Origin of the sequence: Haladaptatus sp. T7 (assembly GCF_026008575.1) — an archaeon.
Taxonomy (GTDB): Archaea; Halobacteriota; Halobacteria; order Halobacteriales; family Haladaptataceae; genus Haladaptatus; species Haladaptatus paucihalophilus.
Genome location: NZ_BROP01000003.1, coordinates 320,292 through 341,478, shown reverse-complemented (window position 1 = coordinate 341,478; position 21,187 = coordinate 320,292). Strand labels below are relative to the sequence as shown.

21 protein-coding genes and 2 tRNA genes are annotated in these 21,187 nt (G+C 58.5%); 10 read left to right on the top strand and 13 right to left on the bottom strand.

What is annotated here, in order from left to right; all coding sequences use genetic code 11:
- Nucleotides 1-54: 54 nt before the first annotated feature.
- The gene (locus OPC11_RS10950) at nt 55-672 is read left to right on the top strand and encodes a hypothetical protein (protein ID WP_007979829.1); all 618 of its coding nucleotides are present in this window, start codon (nt 55-57) and stop codon (nt 670-672) included.
- 114 nt (nt 673-786) lie between these two features.
- Here OPC11_RS10950 and OPC11_RS10945 read toward each other — a convergent pair whose 3' ends face one another.
- The 6 genes from OPC11_RS10945 to OPC11_RS10920 all read right to left on the bottom strand — a co-directional run bounded on the left by OPC11_RS10945 (nt 787) and on the right by OPC11_RS10920 (nt 6,368).
- The gene (locus tag OPC11_RS10945) at nt 787-1,497 is read right to left on the bottom strand and encodes a DUF2270 domain-containing protein (RefSeq protein WP_007979826.1); all 711 of its coding nucleotides are present in this window, start codon (nt 1,495-1,497) and stop codon (nt 787-789) included.
- A gap of 265 nt (nt 1,498-1,762) precedes the next feature.
- The gene (locus OPC11_RS10940; protein WP_007979825.1) at nt 1,763-1,957 is read right to left on the bottom strand and encodes a cold-shock protein; all 195 of its coding nucleotides are present in this window, start codon (nt 1,955-1,957) and stop codon (nt 1,763-1,765) included.
- Nucleotides 1,958-2,028: 71 nt separating this feature from the next.
- Nucleotides 2,029-2,154, bottom strand: a complete 126-nt coding sequence (locus OPC11_RS10935; RefSeq protein WP_264781884.1) for a hypothetical protein — start codon at nt 2,152-2,154, stop codon at nt 2,029-2,031.
- Between the two features lie 78 nt (nt 2,155-2,232).
- Nucleotides 2,233-3,018, bottom strand: a complete 786-nt coding sequence (locus OPC11_RS10930) for a DUF2182 domain-containing protein (RefSeq protein ID WP_264781883.1) — start codon at nt 3,016-3,018, stop codon at nt 2,233-2,235.
- A gap of 85 nt (nt 3,019-3,103) precedes the next feature.
- Complete coding sequence (locus tag OPC11_RS10925) at nt 3,104-4,552, bottom strand: MATE family efflux transporter (RefSeq protein WP_007979819.1); 1,449 nt, start codon at nt 4,550-4,552, stop codon at nt 3,104-3,106.
- A gap of 118 nt (nt 4,553-4,670) precedes the next feature.
- Nucleotides 4,671-6,368: a glycosyltransferase family 39 protein gene (locus OPC11_RS10920; RefSeq protein ID WP_264781882.1), complete on the bottom strand. Its 1,698-nt coding sequence runs from the start codon at nt 6,366-6,368 to the stop codon at nt 4,671-4,673.
- 239 nt (nt 6,369-6,607) lie between these two features.
- Here OPC11_RS10920 and OPC11_RS10915 point away from each other — a divergent pair, with 239 nt between their 5' ends.
- Complete coding sequence (locus tag OPC11_RS10915) at nt 6,608-7,999, top strand: aryl-sulfate sulfotransferase (RefSeq protein ID WP_049940975.1); 1,392 nt, start codon at nt 6,608-6,610, stop codon at nt 7,997-7,999.
- Between the two features lie 147 nt (nt 8,000-8,146).
- On the opposite strand, the gene OPC11_RS10910 is transcribed toward OPC11_RS10915, so the two are convergent.
- Nucleotides 8,147-8,440 carry a HalOD1 output domain-containing protein gene (locus tag OPC11_RS10910; protein ID WP_264781881.1) on the bottom strand — a complete coding sequence of 98 codons (294 nt, stop codon included), beginning with the start codon at nt 8,438-8,440 and terminating at the stop codon, nt 8,147-8,149.
- A gap of 172 nt (nt 8,441-8,612) precedes the next feature.
- Between OPC11_RS10910 and OPC11_RS10905 the strand changes: the two genes are divergently transcribed.
- Both OPC11_RS10905 and OPC11_RS10900 read left to right on the top strand, forming a co-directional pair.
- Nucleotides 8,613-8,978 carry a helix-turn-helix domain-containing protein gene (locus OPC11_RS10905; protein ID WP_264781880.1) on the top strand — a complete coding sequence of 122 codons (366 nt, stop codon included), beginning with the start codon at nt 8,613-8,615 and terminating at the stop codon, nt 8,976-8,978.
- A 33-nt stretch (nt 8,979-9,011) separates the two neighbouring features.
- Nucleotides 9,012-9,323 (top strand): hypothetical protein, encoded by a 312-nt coding sequence (locus OPC11_RS10900; RefSeq protein ID WP_264781879.1) that lies wholly within the window; start codon nt 9,012-9,014, stop codon nt 9,321-9,323.
- Between the two features lie 234 nt (nt 9,324-9,557).
- On the opposite strand, the gene OPC11_RS10895 is transcribed toward OPC11_RS10900, so the two are convergent.
- A complete protein-coding gene (locus tag OPC11_RS10895; RefSeq protein WP_264781878.1) occupies nt 9,558-10,943 on the bottom strand; it encodes an MFS transporter in 1,386 nt (461 codons plus the stop codon).
- 457 nt (nt 10,944-11,400) lie between these two features.
- Nucleotides 11,401-11,474: transfer RNA gene (locus OPC11_RS10890), tRNA-Phe, on the bottom strand.
- Nucleotides 11,475-11,789: 315 nt separating this feature from the next.
- On the opposite strand from OPC11_RS10890, the gene OPC11_RS10885 reads away from it, so the two are divergent.
- The 4 genes from OPC11_RS10885 to OPC11_RS10870 all read left to right on the top strand — a co-directional run bounded on the left by OPC11_RS10885 (nt 11,790) and on the right by OPC11_RS10870 (nt 14,819).
- A complete protein-coding gene (locus OPC11_RS10885; protein ID WP_264781877.1) occupies nt 11,790-12,218 on the top strand; it encodes a hypothetical protein in 429 nt (142 codons plus the stop codon).
- A 1-nt stretch (nt 12,219) separates the two neighbouring features.
- Nucleotides 12,220-13,176 carry an alpha/beta hydrolase gene (locus OPC11_RS10880; protein ID WP_264781876.1) on the top strand — a complete coding sequence of 319 codons (957 nt, stop codon included), beginning with the start codon at nt 12,220-12,222 and terminating at the stop codon, nt 13,174-13,176.
- Between the two features lie 108 nt (nt 13,177-13,284).
- The gene (locus OPC11_RS10875; RefSeq protein ID WP_154652461.1) at nt 13,285-13,422 is read left to right on the top strand and encodes a hypothetical protein; all 138 of its coding nucleotides are present in this window, start codon (nt 13,285-13,287) and stop codon (nt 13,420-13,422) included.
- A 272-nt stretch (nt 13,423-13,694) separates the two neighbouring features.
- Complete coding sequence (locus OPC11_RS10870; protein WP_264781875.1) at nt 13,695-14,819, top strand: hypothetical protein; 1,125 nt, start codon at nt 13,695-13,697, stop codon at nt 14,817-14,819.
- 489 nt (nt 14,820-15,308) lie between these two features.
- Here the strand turns inward: OPC11_RS10870 and OPC11_RS10865 are convergent.
- A tRNA-Val gene (locus OPC11_RS10865) sits at nt 15,309-15,382 on the bottom strand.
- A gap of 85 nt (nt 15,383-15,467) precedes the next feature.
- Between OPC11_RS10865 and OPC11_RS10860 the strand changes: the two genes are divergently transcribed.
- The gene (locus tag OPC11_RS10860; RefSeq protein ID WP_264781874.1) at nt 15,468-15,737 is read left to right on the top strand and encodes a hypothetical protein; all 270 of its coding nucleotides are present in this window, start codon (nt 15,468-15,470) and stop codon (nt 15,735-15,737) included.
- 276 nt (nt 15,738-16,013) lie between these two features.
- Entirely contained in the window at nt 16,014-17,969 is a 1,956-nt protein-coding gene (locus OPC11_RS10855) for an ABC transporter ATP-binding protein (RefSeq protein ID WP_264781873.1), read from the top strand.
- Nucleotides 17,970-18,032: 63 nt separating this feature from the next.
- Here the strand turns inward: OPC11_RS10855 and OPC11_RS10850 are convergent, their stop codons facing one another.
- The 3 genes from OPC11_RS10850 to OPC11_RS10840 all read right to left on the bottom strand — a co-directional run bounded on the left by OPC11_RS10850 (nt 18,033) and on the right by OPC11_RS10840 (nt 21,077).
- On the bottom strand, nt 18,033-18,623 hold the full coding sequence (locus tag OPC11_RS10850) for a hypothetical protein (protein ID WP_264781872.1): 591 nt from the start codon (nt 18,621-18,623) through the stop codon (nt 18,033-18,035).
- A 109-nt stretch (nt 18,624-18,732) separates the two neighbouring features.
- Nucleotides 18,733-19,578: a trehalose-phosphatase gene (gene otsB, locus OPC11_RS10845; RefSeq protein ID WP_264781871.1), complete on the bottom strand. Its 846-nt coding sequence runs from the start codon at nt 19,576-19,578 to the stop codon at nt 18,733-18,735.
- Nucleotides 19,575-21,077, bottom strand: a complete 1,503-nt coding sequence (locus OPC11_RS10840) for a trehalose-6-phosphate synthase (protein WP_264781870.1) — start codon at nt 21,075-21,077, stop codon at nt 19,575-19,577. Before OPC11_RS10840 ends, otsB begins: the two co-directional genes overlap by 4 nt.
- Nucleotides 21,078-21,187 lie beyond the last annotated feature (110 nt).

Genomic DNA, 21,187 nt, shown 5'->3' with positions numbered 1-21,187 from the left:
TAGCACACGCCGATAGCCACTGTTTACTTCTTCCGACACTTAGCGCAAATCGGGATGAAAATCGGCATCTCTTCGTCTCGTCTCGTCCGACTGATGCAGTTGGCCATCCTCGGCATCACGTTCGTCGGCCTCGTGACGAGGAACGTCGGAGTGTTCGTGAACGGCGTCTTCGCGTTCGGCATCACCGTTCTCCCCGGGGTGTTGCGGCGCGACTATCGCCTCTCGCTCGACACGTCGCTGACGCTGTGGATTACGGCCGCCGTCTTCCTCCACGCAATCGGCATGCTCGGACTCTACGACGAGGTTTGGTGGTGGGACCACCTCACGCACCTGCTCTCCGCGACGCTCGTCGCGGGCGTCGGATACTCCACCGCGCGCGCCTTCGACGAACACTCCGACGCGGTGTTCTTCCCGCCCCGGTTCATGTTCGTCTACGTCCTCCTGTTCACGCTCGCGTCCGGCGTCCTCTGGGAAGTTCTGGAGTTCGCCGCGCGAGGGAGTGCTCACATCATCGGTGTAAAACCCGTGCTCATTCAGTACGGACTCGACGACACCATCGTCGACCTCATCTTCGACGCCGCGGGCGCGGTGCTAGTCGCGCTGTTCGGAACCAGCGTCCTCTCCGAGACGGTCGAGACGCTCCTCGCCCGGTTTTCGAGGGAGAGCGACTGACCGACACCGTTCGTGCCCGTTCGCTGGGGCGAAATATCGATAAAAATCAGTGCTGCTGTTCCGTTTCGTTCCCGACCCGGAACGGGACGTGGCTCGCGGCGAAGCCGTTCCGACTCACTCCCGCGAGTAATCCCACCCCGTCACGTCGCTCGGGAGGATTTCGCCGTTGATGTGCCACGTCCGGGGCCGGTAGGCGACGACGAGGATGCCCGCGTAGAATGCGACGACGATGCCCGTGACGATGGTTCCGGGAATGTGACCGATGGCGGCCGCTTCCGGCCACGTGTCGTTCGTGTAGGCCGTCAGCTGGAACACCCACGCCACGAGCAGGACGAAGAAGAGCGGCGTGTACACTCGACGGAGACGGTGTGCCAGCGCCTCTTCCAGTGAGACCTTCATCTTCGGATAGCGGTAGTCCTCGCTGAGCTTTCGTCGCCACTCCTCGTCCACGACGCCTTTGGAGTCGTCGAGTCCGAGTGCGAACACGTTCTGCTGGAGCATCCGGACCCGCGAGCGCCAGATGTCGTAGGCGCGGTAGCGACGCGCCTCGATGAGCAGAAAGATGCTCACCGTGATGATGGCGAGGAGGACGATGTAATGGGGATTGCTTCGACTGGAGAACGCCCACGTCAGGATGGCCGCCATCAGCGTTATCGCCCAGTTGCTCGTCCGGTCCAACCGCTCGCGCCAGAACTTCATTCGGTGAATCTCGCCACGGTACAGGTGCGCGAGCGAGGAACTCGGCCCCATGTTCTGCTCCAGCAGTCCCGCGCCGATCTCTGTGCCACTGGTATCCGGTGGTTCGGGTGTATCTTCGTCAGTCATAATCGGTGAGAGGTGTCGGTTTCTATGTCTACAGTATTGTGCTGTAGAGTAAAAACCGTCGTGGTTCCGTATCGCCGACCTTCGTCTCACCGTGTCCCTTTCTCGGTCGTTTGTCGTCTCTCTCTCCGTCGATAACCGTCGCTCTCGCGTTCAGATTCGTGATTAGTTCCAACTGACGCAAACGAACCGCTCGGCCGCGCTGCTATGCGGTTTCGCGTCGGTAAAAGTGTTGTAGTAGGGTATTCCTCACAAAATCGTCGCCCGATTACAGACGGGTGACGTTCTTCGCTCGGGGGCCTTTGGGGGCCTGTTCGATATCGAATTCGATCTCCTGTCCCTCTTCGAGGTCAGCGCCGCCCACGTCTTCCATGTGGAAGAAAACGTCGTCGTCCGCGTCGTCCGTCGAGATGAAACCGTAGCCGCCAGTGTCGTTGAAGAAATCAACTTTGCCTTTCGCCATTGCTTTTGTATGGAATGGGGCCCCACTGATAACACTTCCGAGAGTGGTGTTACCACGACCGTCGGGTTTTTTTACTCTCCGAGGATTCGTGCAACTACCCCCGCGATGAGGACGAGCGCACCGGTGATGAACGTCCCGGGAACCGGGAGGACGAACAGAACGAGACCGAGGAACAGAATGGGCGTGGATGTTTTCATGACGAACTGGGATTCATCCGGCCCACGGTTACGGTTTGTGGGCGAAAAGGGACATGACGTGAGTCGAGCGAGGATTCGTCAGACGACCGCGAAGACCACCAGTCCGACTCCGACGGCACCCGAGAGTGCCCCGATGCCTCGTGCCAGTCGTTCGCCGTCGGGTGCCAGTATCTCGACGGATATCAGCGCGGTGACGGCGACCATCCAGAGAAGGTTCATCGACCCCACGACGACCATCAACGCCATCAGCGCCCAACAGCATCCGACGCTATCCACGCTCAGTCGCCATCCGGAACGGAGCGCACCGCGAATCCCCGAAACGTCCCCCTCGAAGACCCCGCTGGGTCGCCGACAGTGTTCCAGATGGTGGCGTTTGAACGGCGACAGTTGATACGCGGACAGCACCAACAGCGTCGCCGCCAGCAGGAAAACGCGGTTCTCCGGCGCGATGGATCCGATGGGAACGACGAGATTGAACGCGAGCGGGACGACCCCCGTGAGGACCCAGACGAGCGTGTACGTTCCCATCACCGACACGACGGTCGCCGTCCGTCTCACCTTCGTCGTCTGCCCAACCGCGTCGGCGTACGCTCGAAACGCGTGTGCGGACGACGGGTACATCATCGCGGTCATCATGGCCCCCCACAGGACCAGATAGAGGCCGACACCGGCCACCCCGTTCGACAGCGCCATCGCCTCCGGGACTCCGGGAGCGGACATGTGCATCGCCATCGCCGACCCCGGCATGGGAAGGACGCGAGTTGCGAGCAGTATCCACGCGAGAAGCGCGACGCCGTAGGTGAACAGGACGACGGGATGTCGTTGGCGGGCGAAGAACCGACGTGAGGTATTCCAGACGTGCATAGTTTCCTCCGAGCGGTTCCGCCATCGCTCAACAGACATACGATAGCAGTCGGCATAAGACTGCTCTGCTCTCGCTGAATCCCGCTCAGTCGTCCGCGTACGACGCTTCGGGGCGGAACTGTCGGCTGATGACTTTCCACCGTCCCGTCGAGAACCGATAGTAGTTGAGGACCGCCGGAATCGTCGTCTCGGCGACGAACGAGAGGTACAACCCCGTGATTCCGAGCGCCGTCGTCGCCCCGAGGTACGCCAGCGGAATCGAACAGCAGAACATCCCAACCGCCTGTGCCATGAACGGCCAGCGGGTGTCGCCGCTGGCGTCGAGCGGCCCCGCGACCGACCCGTTCACTCCCTGTGCTAGGATGGCGACGCACGAGACGTACACGAGCGACACCGCGACGGGAATCGACGGGTCTCCCGAGTCGGCGACGAACGAGAGCACGATGGGTTTTGCAAACGCGAACACGAGAGCGGCCGCGACGACGTACGTCGCCACGGAGAAGAGAATGACATCGCGGGCGTACGTCTCGGCACTCCGCTCGTCTCCCGCTCCGAGTTCTTGCCCCACGAGGCTGCTCGACGCCAAGCCGAATCCCCAGCCGGGCGTGTTCATCAGGCCCCAAATCCGACGGCTGATGACGTACGCCGCCGCGACGCTCGGGCCGAACAGGGCGACGATGGCGAGCATCGGAAACTTGGCGACCGTCCACACCATGTTCCGCCCGACGACCGGCAAGCCGATGTGCACCACCTGCCGGACCGTTTCCACGTCGAGATACGTCCCGGTCGGGTCCACCTTCACGGGCAGTTCGCCCACGCCGGGAAGCCGACCGGCGACGACCCCGACGGCGAACACCGCGGTCACGACGACGTTCGAGAGGACCGTTCCCCACGCCGCACCGGCGACGCCCATCCCGAACTGGAAGACGAACACGGCGCTCAGGACGATGTTCGTCACCGCGCCGCCCGCCCGAAGCAGCATCGGCGTCCACGCGTCGTCAGCGCCGATGTAAATCCGACTTCCGACGAGGTTGAGGGCGGCGAGCGGAACTCCGAGCGAGACGATGTGCAGATATCGCGCACCCAGTTCGACGGTCATCTCGTCGCCCGTCATCAACGAGACGAGTTCCGTTGGAAATAGCCAGAAGGCGGCCGCAACCGGAAGCGAGACCAGCAGCACGAGCGCGACGCTCGACCGAATCGCTTGGCCCATCTCCTCGTACGCGCCCGCCCCGTATCGCTGTGAGACGAGCGCGATTGTCCCGCCCGCAAAGCCGCCGCCGAGCGAGAACGCCATGCCCCAAAACGGTGCCGCGAAGCCGACGCCCGCGATGGCCGCCGGTCCGATGGCGATGCCGACGAACGCCACGTCGACGGCGTTTTTCGACATTCGGGCGATGCCGGTGACGATGCGCGGCCACGCTAAATCCGTCGTTCGCCGCACGTTTTTCGCGTCGACGAGGCCCAGACGGGAGAGTACGAGACCGATTGCGAGAATAGTCCACCGTGCCGGGTTCGGGAAACGAGCGTCCACAGAGGTTGTTTCGAATCGAAACTAAAAGTTCTTTTCAGATGCGGTAAGAGACTGGGGTGTTTGGATATTCCGATATATTCTCTCTATATCATTCGATTTGAATGGTTCCCATTCAGAATTATTCGCAACCTGATTTGAATCGGTACAGCACGAGTTTCTTTCCTTTACTGGACCTCTCAAGTTCAAGCACGGCTGTTCCGTTCGACGATATCAATTTTCGCATCGTGTCATCGCGTTTTGGTGTCCGGCCAACCGTATCAATCGCGAAGCAAAGTTTATTTTCCTGTATCGCTTTCCGTGTCTTTTTTTCGACGCTAGCGTTTTGATATCCGATTCCTGATAGAACCAGATCCGTGGATCCGTCATTATCGATGTCATAGCGTTTTGTCGCTTCTGATTCAAACGAGTAGTCGATAGTTCGTTTATCTCCGAGATACCAACGAATGGGAAGTGGGACACCCGCAGCAACGCGGACCGGTTGCTTTGATTCTCGTGTCACCGTGTCATTTATTACGTATGATGTCACATCATCGTACTGAGAATCCGAACGAGGGGATTTAGTGAAAGTTCCGCTGATTCCAAGAACTGGCGCAGAAAACACTAACAAAAGAGCGATAGCTATGGTTGCCATGTGCCGATAGGGAACTATATTTTTGAAGTCTAGTATTTCATCGAGAATTCCGAAGACGAACCCGGACGCAATGATGATGAGGAGAGGATAGAGTGGAAGAACGTATTTCGGATTTTTAACGCTGACGGAACTGATGAGTATCAGTGGGGACAATGTAACGATGGTGATCAGAACGATTTTTTGGCGTTTGATTACGGGAACTCTCTTTTTGATACCCGAGCGGAGGAACAGGTATGGCAGTCCGATAAGACCTAGTGCTGGAATAATCCCGTTTCCGTTGGCCATCCAGTAGAGATACGACCAAAACGGCGGCTTCTGATACTCTTTTCCTGCGACTAGAACTCGATGCCCCGTATTTATGTGGTCCATGTTGTGTGCGAAGGCTTCTCCAAAAGCATACACGATGTTACTCAAAAGTGGAATCTGAAATATCAACTCAACCACCAACGGGAAACTATGTCCCGCATAGTAGTCGGGATGCGGTGAGAACAGAAATGGAATGTAGATAACTACGAGACTGATGACTCCTCCCGTAAGCAGTCTTTTAACATCTTCCAGTGCCTCGCGCCTATCGTTCATTCGATGTTTGATAGTATAGAGAACCCCGACGGCGATTGCAAGCGCGAATATCGCCCCTTGTAGTTTCGTTGCAGCAGTCGTTACTATCAACGCACCTACGAGGAGTCCGTATTTCGTGTGTAGTGAGTTGGTAGAACTCCATCTGACGAGGGAATACATAAGGAGCACTACGAAAAACGTGAACGTTATATCGAGATAGGCGGTTGCGGTCCATCGTGTGAACACTGGGTTGCCAGCAAGCGCGACTGCTGCTACTATTCCTACTCGTCGTGAAAAGAGTTCTTCCCCAAGGTGGTATGTTACATACAGTGTTCCGAGTGCGAATACGACGCTTGGTAATTTCACTCCGAATTCGGTCGGACCAAACACTGCCTGACTAATCGCCATAAAATATTTTGCTACGGGTGCATGCGAATGAGTCGGATTTCCATATATGTATCCTTCTAACATCGATTTACTTGCTCGTGCAAATATGGCTCCATCCATGAAGATGGCTCCGTCCATGTTCATCCCGTACCAAATCCCAGCAAATAATAGAATAAGCCAAATCTCTCCTTCGCTTTGGAGTCTATGCCGAAGAGTTTGATGTATGTCTCTAACAACCATATCCCGAATATTTGACCTACTGGAAATGAGTATTTTGCTTTTCACCACTCTACTGTTTCACATATCTAAACACACCTTGCGATTCGCATTAGAATTCCTTCCTGTCGACGCCCTTTATTCCGTATCGAGAATCTACTTTTTACATTCCAGTATCAGATCGTCCTATTCATCTCTCGAATAGGACCGCTTTCCGCTACTAATCCAAAACAGTTACGTGATGTGTCATTCCCTTCCTAAATATGATTGATCGAATTTCAGTACTCTCAAAACGAACGAAAATTACGCTCCGTATTTTATTTCTCGTTATTTTAGTGCTCCTCTCTGCAGCTATCGTTACCACTGGTGGTCGTTCTGTCGAGAAAACGTCCGCCGGCTCAAATATATCTCCTTCAACGTTTAAAAATGAATCTAGATTGACTATTGTTACGGCGTTCCACGGCCCACTTTCTGTCTATAATCGGAGTGGTGGTCTTCTATATCGAAACAGGTCACACCACTCTTACTGGGATGTTGATCCCGTCAGGGGAACGAAGTCCACGTATGTATATTCCGCAACAGATGTTCTCACCCGCTCAGAATGTCATGCAGATACGAAATGTGTCCGCAATGTCGTGGAAGAAATCAATCTGACTACTGGACGTGTCAACTCTATCTTCTCTAGGATTCGTCGAGGTACGATAAATAATGAGTGGCATGATATTGATCGAATTAATGACACTCACTACGCCATCGCAGATATCAAACGAAACGAGGCATACATCGTAAATGTTCGGACCGGAGTAACCGTCTGGCGGTGGAATGCACAAGATGCGTTTCCTTTGTCTTCGGGGGGTTCGAACGCGTTTGGGACGAATTTCCCTGGCGATTGGACACATCTGAACGATATAGAAGTTCTCGATGATGGTCGAATCATGCTCAGTCTTCGGAACCAGGATGCGGTAATTTTCATCAATAGAACGACTGGTTTCCAAAAGAACTGGACTTTGGGGTCTGATAACGAGTATGATATAATGTACGAACAACACAACCCGGATTATATCTCCAAAAGTAACGGTGGCCCCGCTGTCGTACTTGCTGACTCCCAAAATAATCGTATCGTGGAATATCAACGAACCGATGGAAAATGGGAACAAACGTGGGTTTGGAGCGATAGTGAAATGCTCTGGCCTCGTGACGCTGATCGCCTTCCGAACGGAAATACACTTATCACCGACACCAACTCCGGACGTATCATCGAGGTAAATAAATCTGGGAAGAAGAAGACGGTGATTAACTACCACGGTCCGGGTCGAATATACGAATCCGAGCGAGTTGGTACCGGTGATGAAAGCGCGGGTGGTCCGAGCGCCCGTACAGCAAATCTACAGAGCCGAGGTATGACAACTGTCGATGGAAAAGCGTCACACACCATAGAACGGTCTCGACTACAAAACCTGTGGTCTGGCGTGAAACAGGTACTCCCGACGAAAATACTTAACGCGATAATGTTCGTAAAGCCCACCTGGCTAACGTTCTCTGATATCGGTCGGATGATCGGTATCGGTATCGTAATCGCCGCTTGGGTCTGCCTCGAATTACTGTGGACAACCCTCTCTATCTCCATTCAGTCACCTGTACGCGTTCATCGGTAACTCGAGGATACTACTGCTACTGAAGGATGTCGCGGTTCGGGAAACAAGCGTCCACGGAGGTTATTTCGAATCGAAACTAAAAGTTCTTTTCAGATGCGGTAAGGGAAGTGGGAGTTCGCATCGTTCCGTTTCTGTTTCCGTCTCGACTCACGTCTCCGGGGTGAGAACCACGCGCGAATCCCCCGTCACTTCCACCCGATAACCGAGATAGGCGAACGCGACGGACGACACCGCGTCCGAGGAGGTGATCCGTTCGAGGGCATCGCCATCGACGACGAAGTAGAGCGGATCGAGGTCGTCCACGTCGGCGTTTTCTGCTGCCATTACTGCCGATACCACGGCTTCACAGACGGATTCGTCCGAACCGATACCGCGTTCGTAACTGTCCGGTGATTGAGTGTTCGCCGGTTCGACTGGCATGCTGCTCGTTGATTCCTTCATGGGTCTCACTCGTTGGCGAGTCGAACGTTAAGAGCAAACCACTCGGATTTCGACCCGCCCTGTAACGACGTATGGAGCGCCACGTGATTAAAGACAGGCGCGCGATTTCGGGGTCCGAAATCGCCCGCCTACCGGACCGACGTTTTTATCCGATGCGGCCCTACGTTCGTCCGTGAGCAAGGAATGGGGACCTGACGACATCTTCGACGTTCTGGCGAGCAGAACGGCGAGGGAGATACTACTCTTGAGCAGCTCCGCGGCGATGTCCGTACAGCAACTCGCGGAGGAGTGTGGCGCGTCGAAACCCACCGTGTATCGGCGTATCAACAAGCTCCACGAGTACGATCTGCTCGAACAGAAGGTCGTCATCGACGAAAGGGGGAACCATTACAACACGTACCGGACGAACATGGACCGAATCTGCTTCGAAATCAGTGACAGCGAATTCGTCGTCACCATTCGGTTCGACGAGGACCTCATCGACCGATTCGTATCGGCGTGGACCGGTCTCAGAGGGCCGGAAAACGGAGTTGATTGACGTGTCACTCGTCCACATCACAGGTGAGCGCTCGTGGTGAACGGCGTCCTCTTCTGGACGTTCGTCCTCACGAACCTGTTCGTCTTCGCCGTCGGCTCGGCGCTCACGTACCTGAGCTATGCGGCGTACCAACGGGTGGGACAGCGCTCCTTCCGATACGCGATTCTCGGGTTCGGAACCGTGACGGTCGGCTCGCTGACCGAACTCGTCTACGAACTCCTGATAAAGCGGAGTAACGAACTCGACATGACCGAACTGCTCGTCCTCCGCACCGGCGAATCGGCGCTCATCGGTTTGGGACTCGTCTTCCTGTTCTACTCGCTGGTGAGTCCCGACCGGTCGTGAGCGGCCGTGGGAATCACTGTTGCGTGTATTCGTGGTTCTGCCGGTGCTCGCTTCGCTCGCGAATCAGAATCACAAGAATGCCGCCTCCCGGATTTGAAACTACGCCGAGACGGTCGCCTCGCTCCGCTCCCGCTGCGTCTCGTCTAATTCAAATCGCGGTCGGGTGCATGTTAGTTCGCTCCGCTCTCGATGAGTTGGTCGAGGCGACTGACCTCGTGAGTGAGAGAATCGACGTCATCCGGCGCGCTTCTCACTACCTTCGCTCGTCGATGTCGGAATGGCCGTATCGACACGAGAAGCATCCGTATCCGGGCGTGGTTCGGTCGCATGACTCTCCTTCGATAGTGCTCGGAGCGATAGGACAAGAATGGCTCCGAGGAGTACCAATCCGCCCGCGACGCCGAACGCGACGCCGTAACCGAAGGTAGCGACCCACCCACCGAGTACCCCACCAATACCACCTGCGATGGCACTGAGGGCCGTGTAGACCCCGAGAACTTCGCCACGGACGTTCCGTGGTGCGAGACGGGTGACGATTGCAGTGCCGACGACGGCGATGACCGCCCACGTCAAGCCGATAGCGGCGAGACCAACGCCAGCGGCTCCGAATCCGAGCGTCACGGCCCCCAAACCGGCCACCAGTGCAGTTCCCGGAAAGAGCACGCTACGAACCGCGAGCGCACCAGATTGAAGGAGCCGAACATCGTATCGCGATGCGAACGTCCCGACGCCCTCGTAGAGAACCGCGGAGGCGAGACTCGAAGCCAAGTAGAGGGCGAACACCTCCTCGGAGTCGAAGCCGGTCTCTGTGAGAAACAAGGGCAGTGGTGCCCAGAAGACAGCGAACCCAGTGAAAAAAAGCACGGCGGCAACTAGGTAGGTCGCCAAGGCCGGATTGATCCGGTTGAGGAGTCTGCGCGGGTGGAACTGTCGGGTGGTCCAGTACAACCGGTTCGGTGAGAACACGAAGGCGGTTCCCTTTATGCCTCGATTTGAGGTCGAGAGGAGTCGCGCGACCTTGCGGATTTTTCGTTCGCTCGTGACGTGGGCGCTCGGGTCGGGACGCGGAAGCGACCGGACAGCCCCTATCACGCTCATCCCCGCACTGAGGGCGAACACCCAGAAGAGCGCGCGAGTGACGGTTTCCTCCCCGACGAGTTGTCCCCCGACAAACGGCCAGATGGTCCCAAGCACGAGACCACCAGCCCAGCCATAGCCCTGATATTTGTTCAGCACCCCAATACGCTCACTCCACGCGGATTCCGGCGCGTCGTCCACGACCAGCATCGTCAACACGGGTGCGATGGACGAAACGACCAGCCAGATGACGGCGTTGGCGACGATGACCGCAGTCACGCTGCTCAACAAGGGAATCGCGGCGAGGAAGATGGCGACGGTAGCGAGTGTTATCACCACCAGTGGCCGCCGATGGTCGACACGATTGGCGAGTCGGCCGAACACTATCGCTCCCGGGGCACCGATGAGTGCGGCCGTCGCCGCCAAGATACCCAGCTCCACCGTTGAGGCACCGAGTTCGACGATGTAGAGCGGTATCAGCAGGGACGCACCGCCAAACGAAATCGAACCGAGCGCCCACGAGTAGAGCCACCGTTCTTTCATAGTTGGGACTCTGTATGGATTCCGTATGAATTTGGGGGGTTACTGTTGTAAAAATACCTTTTCGAGGCTGCTCTGGGACGAAACTGATGGTATCGCCTGCCCTCGCTGCATTCCGTCGTCCCTTGGATTCCATTTTTGTTGCTCACGGTATTGATTGCAACAGAAATGTCGCCTCCCGGATTTGAACTACGCCCGAGAACCTGCGCTCCGCGCAGAACCTCGGTCTACTTCAAATCCGCTCGGGACCACGCTGGATTTCAACGCGACTCGCTTCGCTCGTCGGTTTGAAATCACAGAAATGCCGCCTCCCGGATTTGAACCGAAGCAAGACATTCCGGCTCACTCGCTCCGCTCGCTCGCGGGCTGTGTCTTGCAGGGTTCAAATCGCGGTCGGGTTGCAGTTTCACGGCCAACGTCTCACTCGCTCCGCTCGTTCGAATTGTTGGCCGTAGAAACATGCCGCCTCCCGGATTTGAACCGGGGACAGCTCGATCTTCAGTCGAGTGCTCTCCCAGTCTGAGCTAAGGCGGCTCATTCTGGAAAAGGCGGATGGTACAAAAAAGGATTTCGAAATCCACCCGAGGGGAGGCGGGCGGAGGGAAAACTCCTAACACACCCACGCACGGGTAACAGAAGCCATTTATCCGTTGTCGTGGTATTGTATCGCATGGGTGAACGTGCTTGCTATCTGGAGTTTTGCCCCGCGTGCGACGCGTCGGTGACGATGGTCGATGAGCAGTGTCCCGACTGCGGGAGATCGCTGTCTGATTCCGCGTCGCACGCACCGGATTGATTATGTGATTTTTTATCACGCTGGGTCTTGTCCCCCTGTCTTGGGGGGAGAGCATGAACGACACAGACCTCGCCACGCACGAGTGGTGGGAACGATACAAGGAAACGGTGAATAGCGACCCCGAGATGGGCGTTCGGGGCCACGACAAGTTCAGCGACAACTTCTACGTGGAGATCGGCGACGAGCGATTCCTCGTCGAGATGCAGGGCGGGAAGATTCGGGACATCATGCCGAATCCGACCTTGAACGACCGCTGGTCGTTCGGCGTCGAAGGCTCCCGCGAGGCGTGGGAGGAGTTCGTCCAGGAGAATCCGCCCGCGTTCAATCACGAAATCGTCGCCTCGCACTATCGCAGTGCGGTGAGAAACGAGGACGGCCACCTCCAGATGCGGGGAGACAACAAGAAGATATTCCAGAACTTGCGGGCGTTTCAGCGCACACTGGATTTGATGCGCGTCGCACACAACAACGGGGGGAGCTAACATGGTCGAGCACGGGACCGTCGAGCCCATCACGGGCAAGTACGTCCACACGGAGATCGGCGGCACGGACCACCGGATTTACTTCGAGGAGAACGGACCGGAAGACGGGATTCCGCTCCTCTGCCAGCACACCGCGGGCAACAACTGTCAGGAGTGGCGCCACCTCCTCACGGACGAAGAGATAACCGAGGACTTCCGCGTCATCGCCCACGACCTGCCGTATCACGGGAAGTCGGTTCCGCCGACCAGCCAATCGTGGTGGGAGGAGGATTACACGATGACGGCGAAGCAGTTCACCGAGACGCTGGTCGCGCTCGCGGACGCGCTTGACCTCGACGACCCTATCTACATGGGGTCGTCGATGGGTGGCAACATCGCGCTCGAACTGGCCGATTGGTATCCCGACCGGTTCCGAGCGCTCATCGGACTGGAGTGTGGCGCGCACAGTCCGGGCTTTTACATCGACTGGCTCGACCATCCACAGGTCAACACCACCGAGGTGAACGCCTACTCCTGCTGGGGATTGATGGCTCCACAGAGTCCGGAGCAGACGCGACGAGAGACGATGTACCTGTACGAACAGGGTGCGAACGGCGTGTTCAAGGGCGACCTCTACTACTACTCGGTTGACCACGACTATCGGGACAAACTCGACCAAGTGAACGCCGACGAGTGCCCGTTGTACATCGTCAACGGCGAGTACGATTACCTCACGACGCCGGACGATGGACGGGAAACGGCAAAAGGGGTCGGCGACGGAGCGACTGCCGTCGAGATGGCCCAAATCGGCCACTTCCCGATGAGCGAGCACCCGGAACTGTTCAACGCGTACCTGAAAGAGATACTCGCGGACATTACCGGGGACCGAGACGAGACGCTCCCGGACGTTCTGACGCCCGACGACGTGGGAATCGAACTCCAACCACCCGCACCCGCTCGGGAAAAACCCGCGGAATAGCGTCGTCTCATTTTTCAGTCTGGTCGCCGTCAGGAACGGAGTAAGCGGTGAATACCGCGACCGGGAGAAAGCTTATTGCTACACGGTACCGCAGTTCGAGATACCCAAATGGTGCAAGAGAACACCGATAGATGGGATGATTGCTTGGAACGCGAAATCGACGGCGGGGTCGAACTGTACGACCCTGAAAACGAAGACGCGTGGATTTGGTCCGATCTCGGCGTAGAACTCTCGTGGGAAGCGTAACTTCGGCGGTCTATCGAGCTGCATCCGAGTAACGAGCGATTTCCGGCCGGTGAACACGCGAGTTCTCCCCCTCGCGTTGCGACCGTTCCCCCCCTCGACCGCTCTTGGAATGGCTAATTGGTGGCAAATCCAGACACATATTTTACTTGACTATCTCGTCGGATAACAAGAGAAAATATTTATTCTACCAATTGGTGTGAATATGCAAACAGGTTCGAACGGGAAGACGGACCCTCCACCGTCACCGTTCAGATTCCTTCCCCGCTAGTACAATGCACGTCTCATCCTTCGAACGCGAAACGCTCAAATCACCCGCCTTCATCGTCCCCAGTTTCATCCTGTTGGGCATCCTCGAAACGCTGAATCGGTATTTTCGAATTCTATCCGGAAGACGGCAGGCGCACATCGACGTCCGGTGCTGTTGGCGACCCCTCGCCGAGGCCGTCCTCGCCGGGAAGCCGATGTACGTCCGTCCGGCGGTGGACAACAAACCGCCCCTGTTCGAACTGCTGAACGTCGCCGTCGCGGCGACCGGCCAGTATCTGCTGGTCTTCTTCGTGCTCATCGGCATCGTGAACGCGTTTTCCGCCATCCTCCTCTGGCGAATCTGTGCCGAGCGCAACGCCTCCCGCGTCGGACTGATGGCCGGACTACTGTTCCTGACGAGCGTTCCGGCCACCGGGGGTACCGTAGTCAACGTTCGCTCGTTCGCCATCGCGGGTATCCTCCTCGCGCTCTGGGTCAAACATCCCCTCGCACGCGGTGCAGTCATCGCGGCGGCTGGTCTGTTCTCCCAGCACGCGGTGTTCGCCGTTCCCGTTCTCGCCTACGACGGTCTTCGCTACCTCGAACGCGATGATTGGACGGCGTGGCTCACGAAATTCGTCGCCGGTGGGCTCGGCGTCGTCGCCGTCTCCTTCGCGTTCGTGTACGCCGTATGGGGGTCGGCGTCCTTCCACGGCGCGCTCTACTGGTCGTTCGGTGCCGCGAAGAAGTACACGACCAACCCGGCCGTTCCGTCGCTCATCGGCGACACGAGCCGGTGGCTCGCCGCTCTCTACCGTGAAACCATCAAACACCTCTTCCTCCTCGTTCCGGCCGCTGTCGTCGTCCACCAACTCGTCACCGAACGCGGTTCGAAACGCGTCCTTCGTTCGACGAACGCTCCCGTCGTCACGGCGACCCTCCTCGCGTTCGCGATGACGATACCTCTGTTCGTCCGCGCCTATCGCGCGTACTGGCTGTACCCGCTTCCCTTCCTCGCCCTGTTAGCGAGTATCGGCTATCAGCAGTTCTTCACGATCGGCCGGGACGGGTTCTCGTCGTCGGAGGAACGTCGGCGCACTGGTCGTGAGCGACCTCCTGCTCGCGGTCAGCACGACGATTCCCCGCGATAGAAGCGTTCGCCGTCGAAGGTGTCGCACTGCTCTTTGGTGGATTGCATCGCGCAGAATTATGGGTTCGGGCGGATTCGAACGACGCCCGGACATGCTCACTACGTTGCGCGTGCCCGGTCTACTTCGAACCCGCCGAACGTTTCCTTTCGTGGCCTCGGTGGTTCGCTTCGCTCATCGCGAAGCGTCACAAAATCCAGTGGGTTCGGGCGGATTCGAACCTCGCCAAGACGTTCCGGGTCGCTCACTTCGTTCGCTCCCGGGCATGCGACTTGTCTGGTTCAATCGCCCTCACGGACGAACTTACTCGTCACGTCCGTTCCTCGCAAAATTCGATGGGTTCGGGCGGATTCGAACTACGTGCAAGACATTCCTGCTCACTCGCGTTGCTCGCTCCGCGGGCTGTGACTTGCTTCGTTCGAACCGCCGAACGTTTCCTTTCGTGGCCTCGGTGGTTCGCTTCGCTCACCACGAAATGCCACGAAAATTCGATGGGTTCGGGCGGATTCGAACCACCGACCTCGGCCTTGTAAGGGCCGCGTCATAACCAACTAGACCACGAACCCGTACCGTGGAAAAATCGCTCCGGAGGAATAACTGTTACTTTCTCCGTTTCGTAACGACTACCACGCTCGCTAGCAATCCGCAAGTATGGACGACACGCTCTCCGAACTCGGCGAACAGGATGGCTGGAAGGTGGACGGGTTCGCCGCCCGCGTCCACTACCGCGGCGCTGACGACCACTACAGCATCGAGTACTATCACCCCAGCCAATGCGTGCTCTACTGGAAAGTGAAGGGGGACGGCGACGTGGCGGTTCCGGTCGGCCGCGGGACGGTGCCCGGCCCGCTCCGGGAACGCGTGCGTATGGATTTGACTGAAGCCGGTATCGACCCCGATGTCGAAAGTCGTAGCCTGTAACCGCCGCTACGTCTCCGTTTTCGAGTGACCACGTATCTCGTTTCTAGAAACAATGTATCTTTCCCGCAGTTGTTCCTTCTCTCCCTGTGATCGGACGGAGAACGAACCCTGGTGTATCCGTCCCTCCGCGATAGCGACCATCGCTTCGGATCTCCTCCCTGCCCGAACGCTTATGCGTGACTTGGCCGTTCCTGCGTTGGTGCACCACCGACTGAAGCGGCGGTGTTTCGGTTCGTAGGAAACTCTTATCAATACAGTGTCCCTTGAGAGAGAATAATGAGCATACACACGGACGAAGACGACCCGTTCGAGGAACAGCGGGAGAACGCCGACAATCCGATGCGGCGTCTGTTCGTCGAATACGGGGGCGAAAATCGCTTCGCCTTCGTCGTCGGGGTCGTCTCCAGTTTCTTCGCCCGGATTCTCAACCTCCTACCGCCGATAATCCTCGGCGTCGCCCTCGATTCTCTCATCAGCACGGACAAGAAAATTCCCTACTCGGAGGCGCTCTCCGGGCAGGTTCCGTTCCTGTCCGCGAGCATGGCCCAGGGGATTACACCGGGCACCGAAATCGGTCAGTTCTGGTTCTCGGTCGTCGTTATCGCACTCGCGTTCGGCGTAGGGGCGATGTTCCACTGGGGGCGTAACTGGGGCTGGAACTCGTTCGCCCAGAACATCCAGCACTCGATTCGGACCGACACGTACGACAAGATGCAGCGACTGGACATGGAGTTCTTCTCGGACAAACAGACCGGCGAGATGATGTCCATCCTCTCGAACGACGTGAACCGCTTAGAGCGGTTCCTCAACGACGGGATGAACTCTGCCTTCCGACTCGGCGTGATGGTCGTCGCCATCGCGGCCATCCTCTTCACCATCAACTGGCAACTCGCGCTCGTGGCGATGGTGCCGGTGCCGCTCATCGCGGCGTTCACCTACAAGTTCATCCAGATAATTCAACCCAAGTACTCCGACGTCCGCTCGTCGGTCGGCAAGGTCAACTCCCGACTGGAGAACAACCTCGGCGGCATTCAGGTCATCAAGACGAGCAACACGGAGTCCTTCGAATCCGACCGCGTGAACGACGTGTCGAACGACTATTTCGGTGCGAACTGGGACGCCATCGTCACCCGGATAAAGTTCTTCCCGTCGCTCCAGATACTCTCGGGGCTGGGCTTCGCACTGACGTTCATCGTCGGCGGCCTCTGGGTGTTCAACGGCGAAGGACCGTGGCTCTTCTCGGGGGACTTGAAAGCGGGTGAGTTCGTCACGTTCATGCTCCTCACTCAGCGGTTCATCTGGCCCATGGCGCAGTTCGGATCCATCATCAACATGTACCAGCGCGCGTACGCCTCCAGTGCCCGCATCTTCGGGCTGATGGACGAACCGAGTCGGATTCAGGAGAACCCCGACGCGAAGGACCTCGACGTCACCGAGGGGGAGGTCGTCTACGACCACGTGACCTTCGGCTACGACGAGAGCGAAACCATCGTGGAGGACATCACCTTCGAAGTCGAGGGCGGCGACACGCTGGCGCTCGTCGGCCCGACCGGGGCCGGGAAATCCACCGTCCTCAAACTCCTGCTCCGCATGTACGACGTAAACGAAGGTGCCATCCGCATCGACGGCACCGACATCCGCGACGTGAGTTTGCCGAGCATCCGCCGGAACATCGGGTACGTCAGCCAGAACACCTTCCTCTTCTACGGGACGGTCAAGGAGAACATCGAGTACGGAACGTTCGACGCGACCGACGCGGAGATAGAGGAGGCCGCCAAGGCCGCCGAAGCGCACGAGTTCATCACCAATCTGCCCGACGGCTACGACACCAAAGTCGGCGAGCGCGGCGTGAAGCTTTCGGGCGGTCAGCGCCAGCGGATTTCCATCGCCCGCGCCATTCTGAAGGACCCGGAAATCCTCATCCTCGACGAGGCGACCAGCGACGTGGACACGGAGACGGAGATGCTCATCCAGCGCAGCCTCGACAAACTCACCGAGAACCGGACGACGTTCGCCATCGCCCACCGCCTCTCGACCATCAAGGACGCGGACAAAATCGTCGTCCTCGAAGGCGGCAAAATCGTGGAACGCGGTCGCCACGACCAACTCATCGGCAACGACGGCCTGTATGCGCATCTCTGGGGCGTTCAGGCCGGAGAAATCGACGAGCTTCCACAGGAGTTCATCGACCGCGCCGCCCGGAGAACGGCGCGAACGGACGCCAACGACTGACCGCGGTTACGCACCGCTGACGGTCACTGACGGCGGCGATTTGGTCCGACTCGAAGGCGGTTATCACCGCCCGCGGTGGTACCGTCGTCCGCCTTTTTCGACCTGCAAATCCCGTTGTCGGGAAAGCGCCGCGTTCGCCTGTCGTTCGTATCGTCGAACCACCTCCTCGCGCTGTCGCTGTCGGCTTTTCGCCCGCTGTCGTTGCTGCTTCCAATTCGGGTCGCGGCGACCGCCGTACTTCGGTATCTCGCCCGTCTCCGATTTACGGACCGGTTCCTCCGACGATTCAGTGGCGACTTCCTCCTCGCTCTCTCGCGGCGCGCGTCCTTCCCGTTCGCGCTGTTCGCGTGCATTCAGTTCGTTTTCCTCCGCCCCGCGTTTCGGAACCCTGCTTCCGTACCGTCCGCCGTACGAGGACGATTTCGCCGGTCGTTCGTACTCGCCCTCCGGTTGTCGTTTTCCCTCGTACCGCGCCGGACCCGCCGGTGGATGCGGTCGCTCTTCCTCTCGCCGTCGTTTCACTTCTCGTCGTCCTTCTACCTCTCGTCGTCCTTCCTCGCCGCGCTCCTCGTCGTAGTCCGATATCTCCTCCGTCGTCTCGTCCGTGATTCGCTCCTCTTCCGTTTCCCGTCCGGTGTTCTCGTCTGATACCATTGTCTCTCTGGCCCGAAATACTCGCAAATAGCGAATAAACCGGCGTGACTGTTCAGACGGTTTGTCGGAGTTCCGTCGGCTGTTTCGAAACGGGTAACGGAGGGTTTCCTTAGCTCTGTGGCGATGTCCTGTTCATCGCGGGTTCGGATTGCAGAAACTCGACGCCGTACTCGGCCAACCACGAGAGCGTTTTTTGCACCGCGGCGGGGTCGGCGACGCGATAGCTCGCCATCGTCGGCGGTTCGTGTCCCACTTTGACCCCGAGTCCCATGTCGGGAAGGACGTGAAACGCGTCCTCGTCGGTTCGGTCGTCGCCGACGTACAGCGGAAGCCACGTTTCGTCGTCCGGGACGCGCCGCTCGTAGAGCCACCGAATCGCCCGTCCCTTGTGCCAATCGACGTCCGGGCGCAGTTCGATGACCTGCTTTCCGGTCGTGACGCGCACGTCCTCTACGTCCGCGACGACATCGCGGACCGCCTCCCGAACCTCCGGAACGCGGTCGTCGTCGGTGAGTCGGTAGTGAATCGACGCGGTGACGTCCTTGTCCTCGACGAAGGCTCCGTCTATCGCGGCGAGTTTCGAATCGAGAGTTGCGGAGAGGCGTCCGATTTCGTCCGTCGCGTCTTCCGCGACCGGGTGGGTATGTCGTTCGTCGCTCGTTCCGATTTCCAACCCGTGGTTTCCGGCGTAGGCGATGCCGTCCACATCGACTCGTTCTTGGAGGTCGTCCAATCCCCGTCCGCTGACGATGCCAACCTGGACGTCCGGCGAATCGCGGAGGTCTTCGATGACGGTCCGGGTCGCCGGTGGCAGCCGAACGTCGTCGGGGTGGTCTTCTATCGGTGCGAGCGACCCGTCGAAATCGAACATCGCCAACATCCCGTCCGTGTCCCGCAATCGCCGTACCAACGCGTAGAGGTGGTGGTGGAGCGGGTCGGGTACGTCTTCACTCATCGTCTCTGTGGTGATTTCGCGGCCACTTCACGGCCTCGTCGAATCGCTTCGATGGTTCGGAACTGGGCGTTCATCCATGCGTACACATCGTTCGAATGCACTTGTTTTCTGAGGTCGTGCATCCGTCGTTTTCGCTCCGACTTGGGAAGCGAGAGCGCGCGTTCGATGGCCTCCACGAACTCGTTCGTGTGATGGGGGTGTACGGTCACCGCCTCGTCGCCGAGTTCCTCGTTCGCGCCCGTCAGCTCGCTCAAAAGAAGCACGCCCGGCTCGTCCACTTGCGAGGCGACGAACTCCTTCGCCACGAGATTCATTCCGTCGCGCCGGGGACTGACGATACCGAGGTCCGCCTCGCGGTACAGCGCCGCCAACCCTTCCTTCGGGAGATGCTCGTTCAGATAGACGACCGGCACCCAGTCGTCGGTCCCGAACCGGTCGTTGATTCGCTCGATTTCCGATTCGACCTCCGCTTGTAACTTCCCGTACGCGTCTATCTGGCTCCTGCTCTCGCTCGCCTTTTGGACGTACGTGAACTCGCCGCGCCACTCCGGATGTCGCTCCCAGAACCGCTCCAGCGCGGTGAGTCGCTCGGGAATTCCCTTGGTGTAATCGAGTCGTTCGACCCCCACCGCGACCGTCTCGCCGAGGTCGTGCTCCCGTCGGAACGACTCCCAGAACGCCGTCGTCTCCGTCGAGTCGGCGAGTTCCTGTCGATTGTCGGCGTCGATGCCGAGCGGGAACGGTCGAACGAACGTCCGCCCGCCCTCGTAGACGACGCTTCGCGTCGCTCTATCGACTCGCGTCCCCGAGAGCATCGCGGCACAATCGAGGAAGTTCTGGCAGTATCGCTCCGTGTGGAACCCGACGAGATCGTTCGCGAGCAATCCGTCGAGCAGTTGCTCGTAGTGCGGGCACGCCTGAAACGCGTCCCACGACGGCCACGTGATGTGCCAGAACTGCATGCAGAACGCATCCGGTCGCTCCTCGCGCACCATCCGGGGAGCCAGCCCGAGATGGTAGTCCTGAAACCAGATCACCGACTCCTCGGTCGTCTCGTCGGCGATGGCGTCCGCGAAGGCCCGGTTCGCCCGCTGATAATGCTCCCAAAACGCGGTGTCGGCGTTCATCTTCGCCGGGTCGATGTGGCAGATCGGCCAGAGCACCTGATTGCTGTAGCCGTAGTAGTATCCCTCAACTTGCTCGTCCGTGAGTTCGACGCGCCGAATGTCGTAGGCTGGCGACTCGGGTGGTACGCCAACGCGCCCGTCCTCGTCGGCCACGTCGAAATCGGCGTCGCCGCTCCCCCACGCCACCCACGTCCCACCGGCGGACTGCATCACGGGGTCGAGCGCCGACGTGAGCCCCCCCGCCGGACGGCTGACGGAAATCTCGCCGTTCTCACGTTCGTGGCTGTACGGTTGTCGATTCGATGCGACTATCAGTTCCCGGTCCCCGAGGAGCGAGGAGACGGTTTCGGCCGTCGGTCCATTCCCTGTCATGATTTCGCTTCTGACCCCCGGTCGAGACTTGCACGTCTGTATTCGTTCATCAGTTATCGGTGGGTCGTGACTGCGACGAATAAGGCAGTCGTCCGTTCAACTGGTTTCGC

Coding starts and splice junctions, on each gene's coding strand:
- OPC11_RS10895 (WP_264781878.1), bottom strand. CDS start 10,943: ATGAAAGAACGGTGGCTCTACTCGTGGGCGCTCGGTTCGATTTCGTTT.
- OPC11_RS10920 (WP_264781882.1), bottom strand. CDS start 6,368: ATGGTTGTTAGAGACATACATCAAACTCTTCGGCATAGACTCCAAAGC.
- OPC11_RS10950 (WP_007979829.1), top strand. CDS start 55: ATGAAAATCGGCATCTCTTCGTCTCGTCTCGTCCGACTGATGCAGTTG.
- OPC11_RS10840 (WP_264781870.1), bottom strand. CDS start 21,077: ATGACAGGGAATGGACCGACGGCCGAAACCGTCTCCTCGCTCCTCGGG.
- OPC11_RS10945 (WP_007979826.1), bottom strand. CDS start 1,497: ATGACTGACGAAGATACACCCGAACCACCGGATACCAGTGGCACAGAG.
- OPC11_RS10880 (WP_264781876.1), top strand. CDS start 12,220: ATGGTCGAGCACGGGACCGTCGAGCCCATCACGGGCAAGTACGTCCAC.
- OPC11_RS10870 (WP_264781875.1), top strand. CDS start 13,695: ATGCACGTCTCATCCTTCGAACGCGAAACGCTCAAATCACCCGCCTTC.
- OPC11_RS10935 (WP_264781884.1), bottom strand. CDS start 2,154: ATGAAAACATCCACGCCCATTCTGTTCCTCGGTCTCGTTCTGTTCGTC.
- OPC11_RS10885 (WP_264781877.1), top strand. CDS start 11,790: ATGAACGACACAGACCTCGCCACGCACGAGTGGTGGGAACGATACAAG.
- OPC11_RS10850 (WP_264781872.1), bottom strand. CDS start 18,623: ATGGTATCAGACGAGAACACCGGACGGGAAACGGAAGAGGAGCGAATC.
- OPC11_RS10875 (WP_154652461.1), top strand. CDS start 13,285: ATGGTGCAAGAGAACACCGATAGATGGGATGATTGCTTGGAACGCGAA.
- otsB (WP_264781871.1), bottom strand. CDS start 19,578: ATGAGTGAAGACGTACCCGACCCGCTCCACCACCACCTCTACGCGTTG.
- OPC11_RS10910 (WP_264781881.1), bottom strand. CDS start 8,440: ATGAAGGAATCAACGAGCAGCATGCCAGTCGAACCGGCGAACACTCAA.
- OPC11_RS10860 (WP_264781874.1), top strand. CDS start 15,468: ATGGACGACACGCTCTCCGAACTCGGCGAACAGGATGGCTGGAAGGTG.
- OPC11_RS10855 (WP_264781873.1), top strand. CDS start 16,014: ATGAGCATACACACGGACGAAGACGACCCGTTCGAGGAACAGCGGGAG.
- OPC11_RS10930 (WP_264781883.1), bottom strand. CDS start 3,018: ATGCACGTCTGGAATACCTCACGTCGGTTCTTCGCCCGCCAACGACAT.
- OPC11_RS10940 (WP_007979825.1), bottom strand. CDS start 1,957: ATGGCGAAAGGCAAAGTTGATTTCTTCAACGACACTGGCGGCTACGGT.
- OPC11_RS10915 (WP_049940975.1), top strand. CDS start 6,608: ATGATTGATCGAATTTCAGTACTCTCAAAACGAACGAAAATTACGCTC.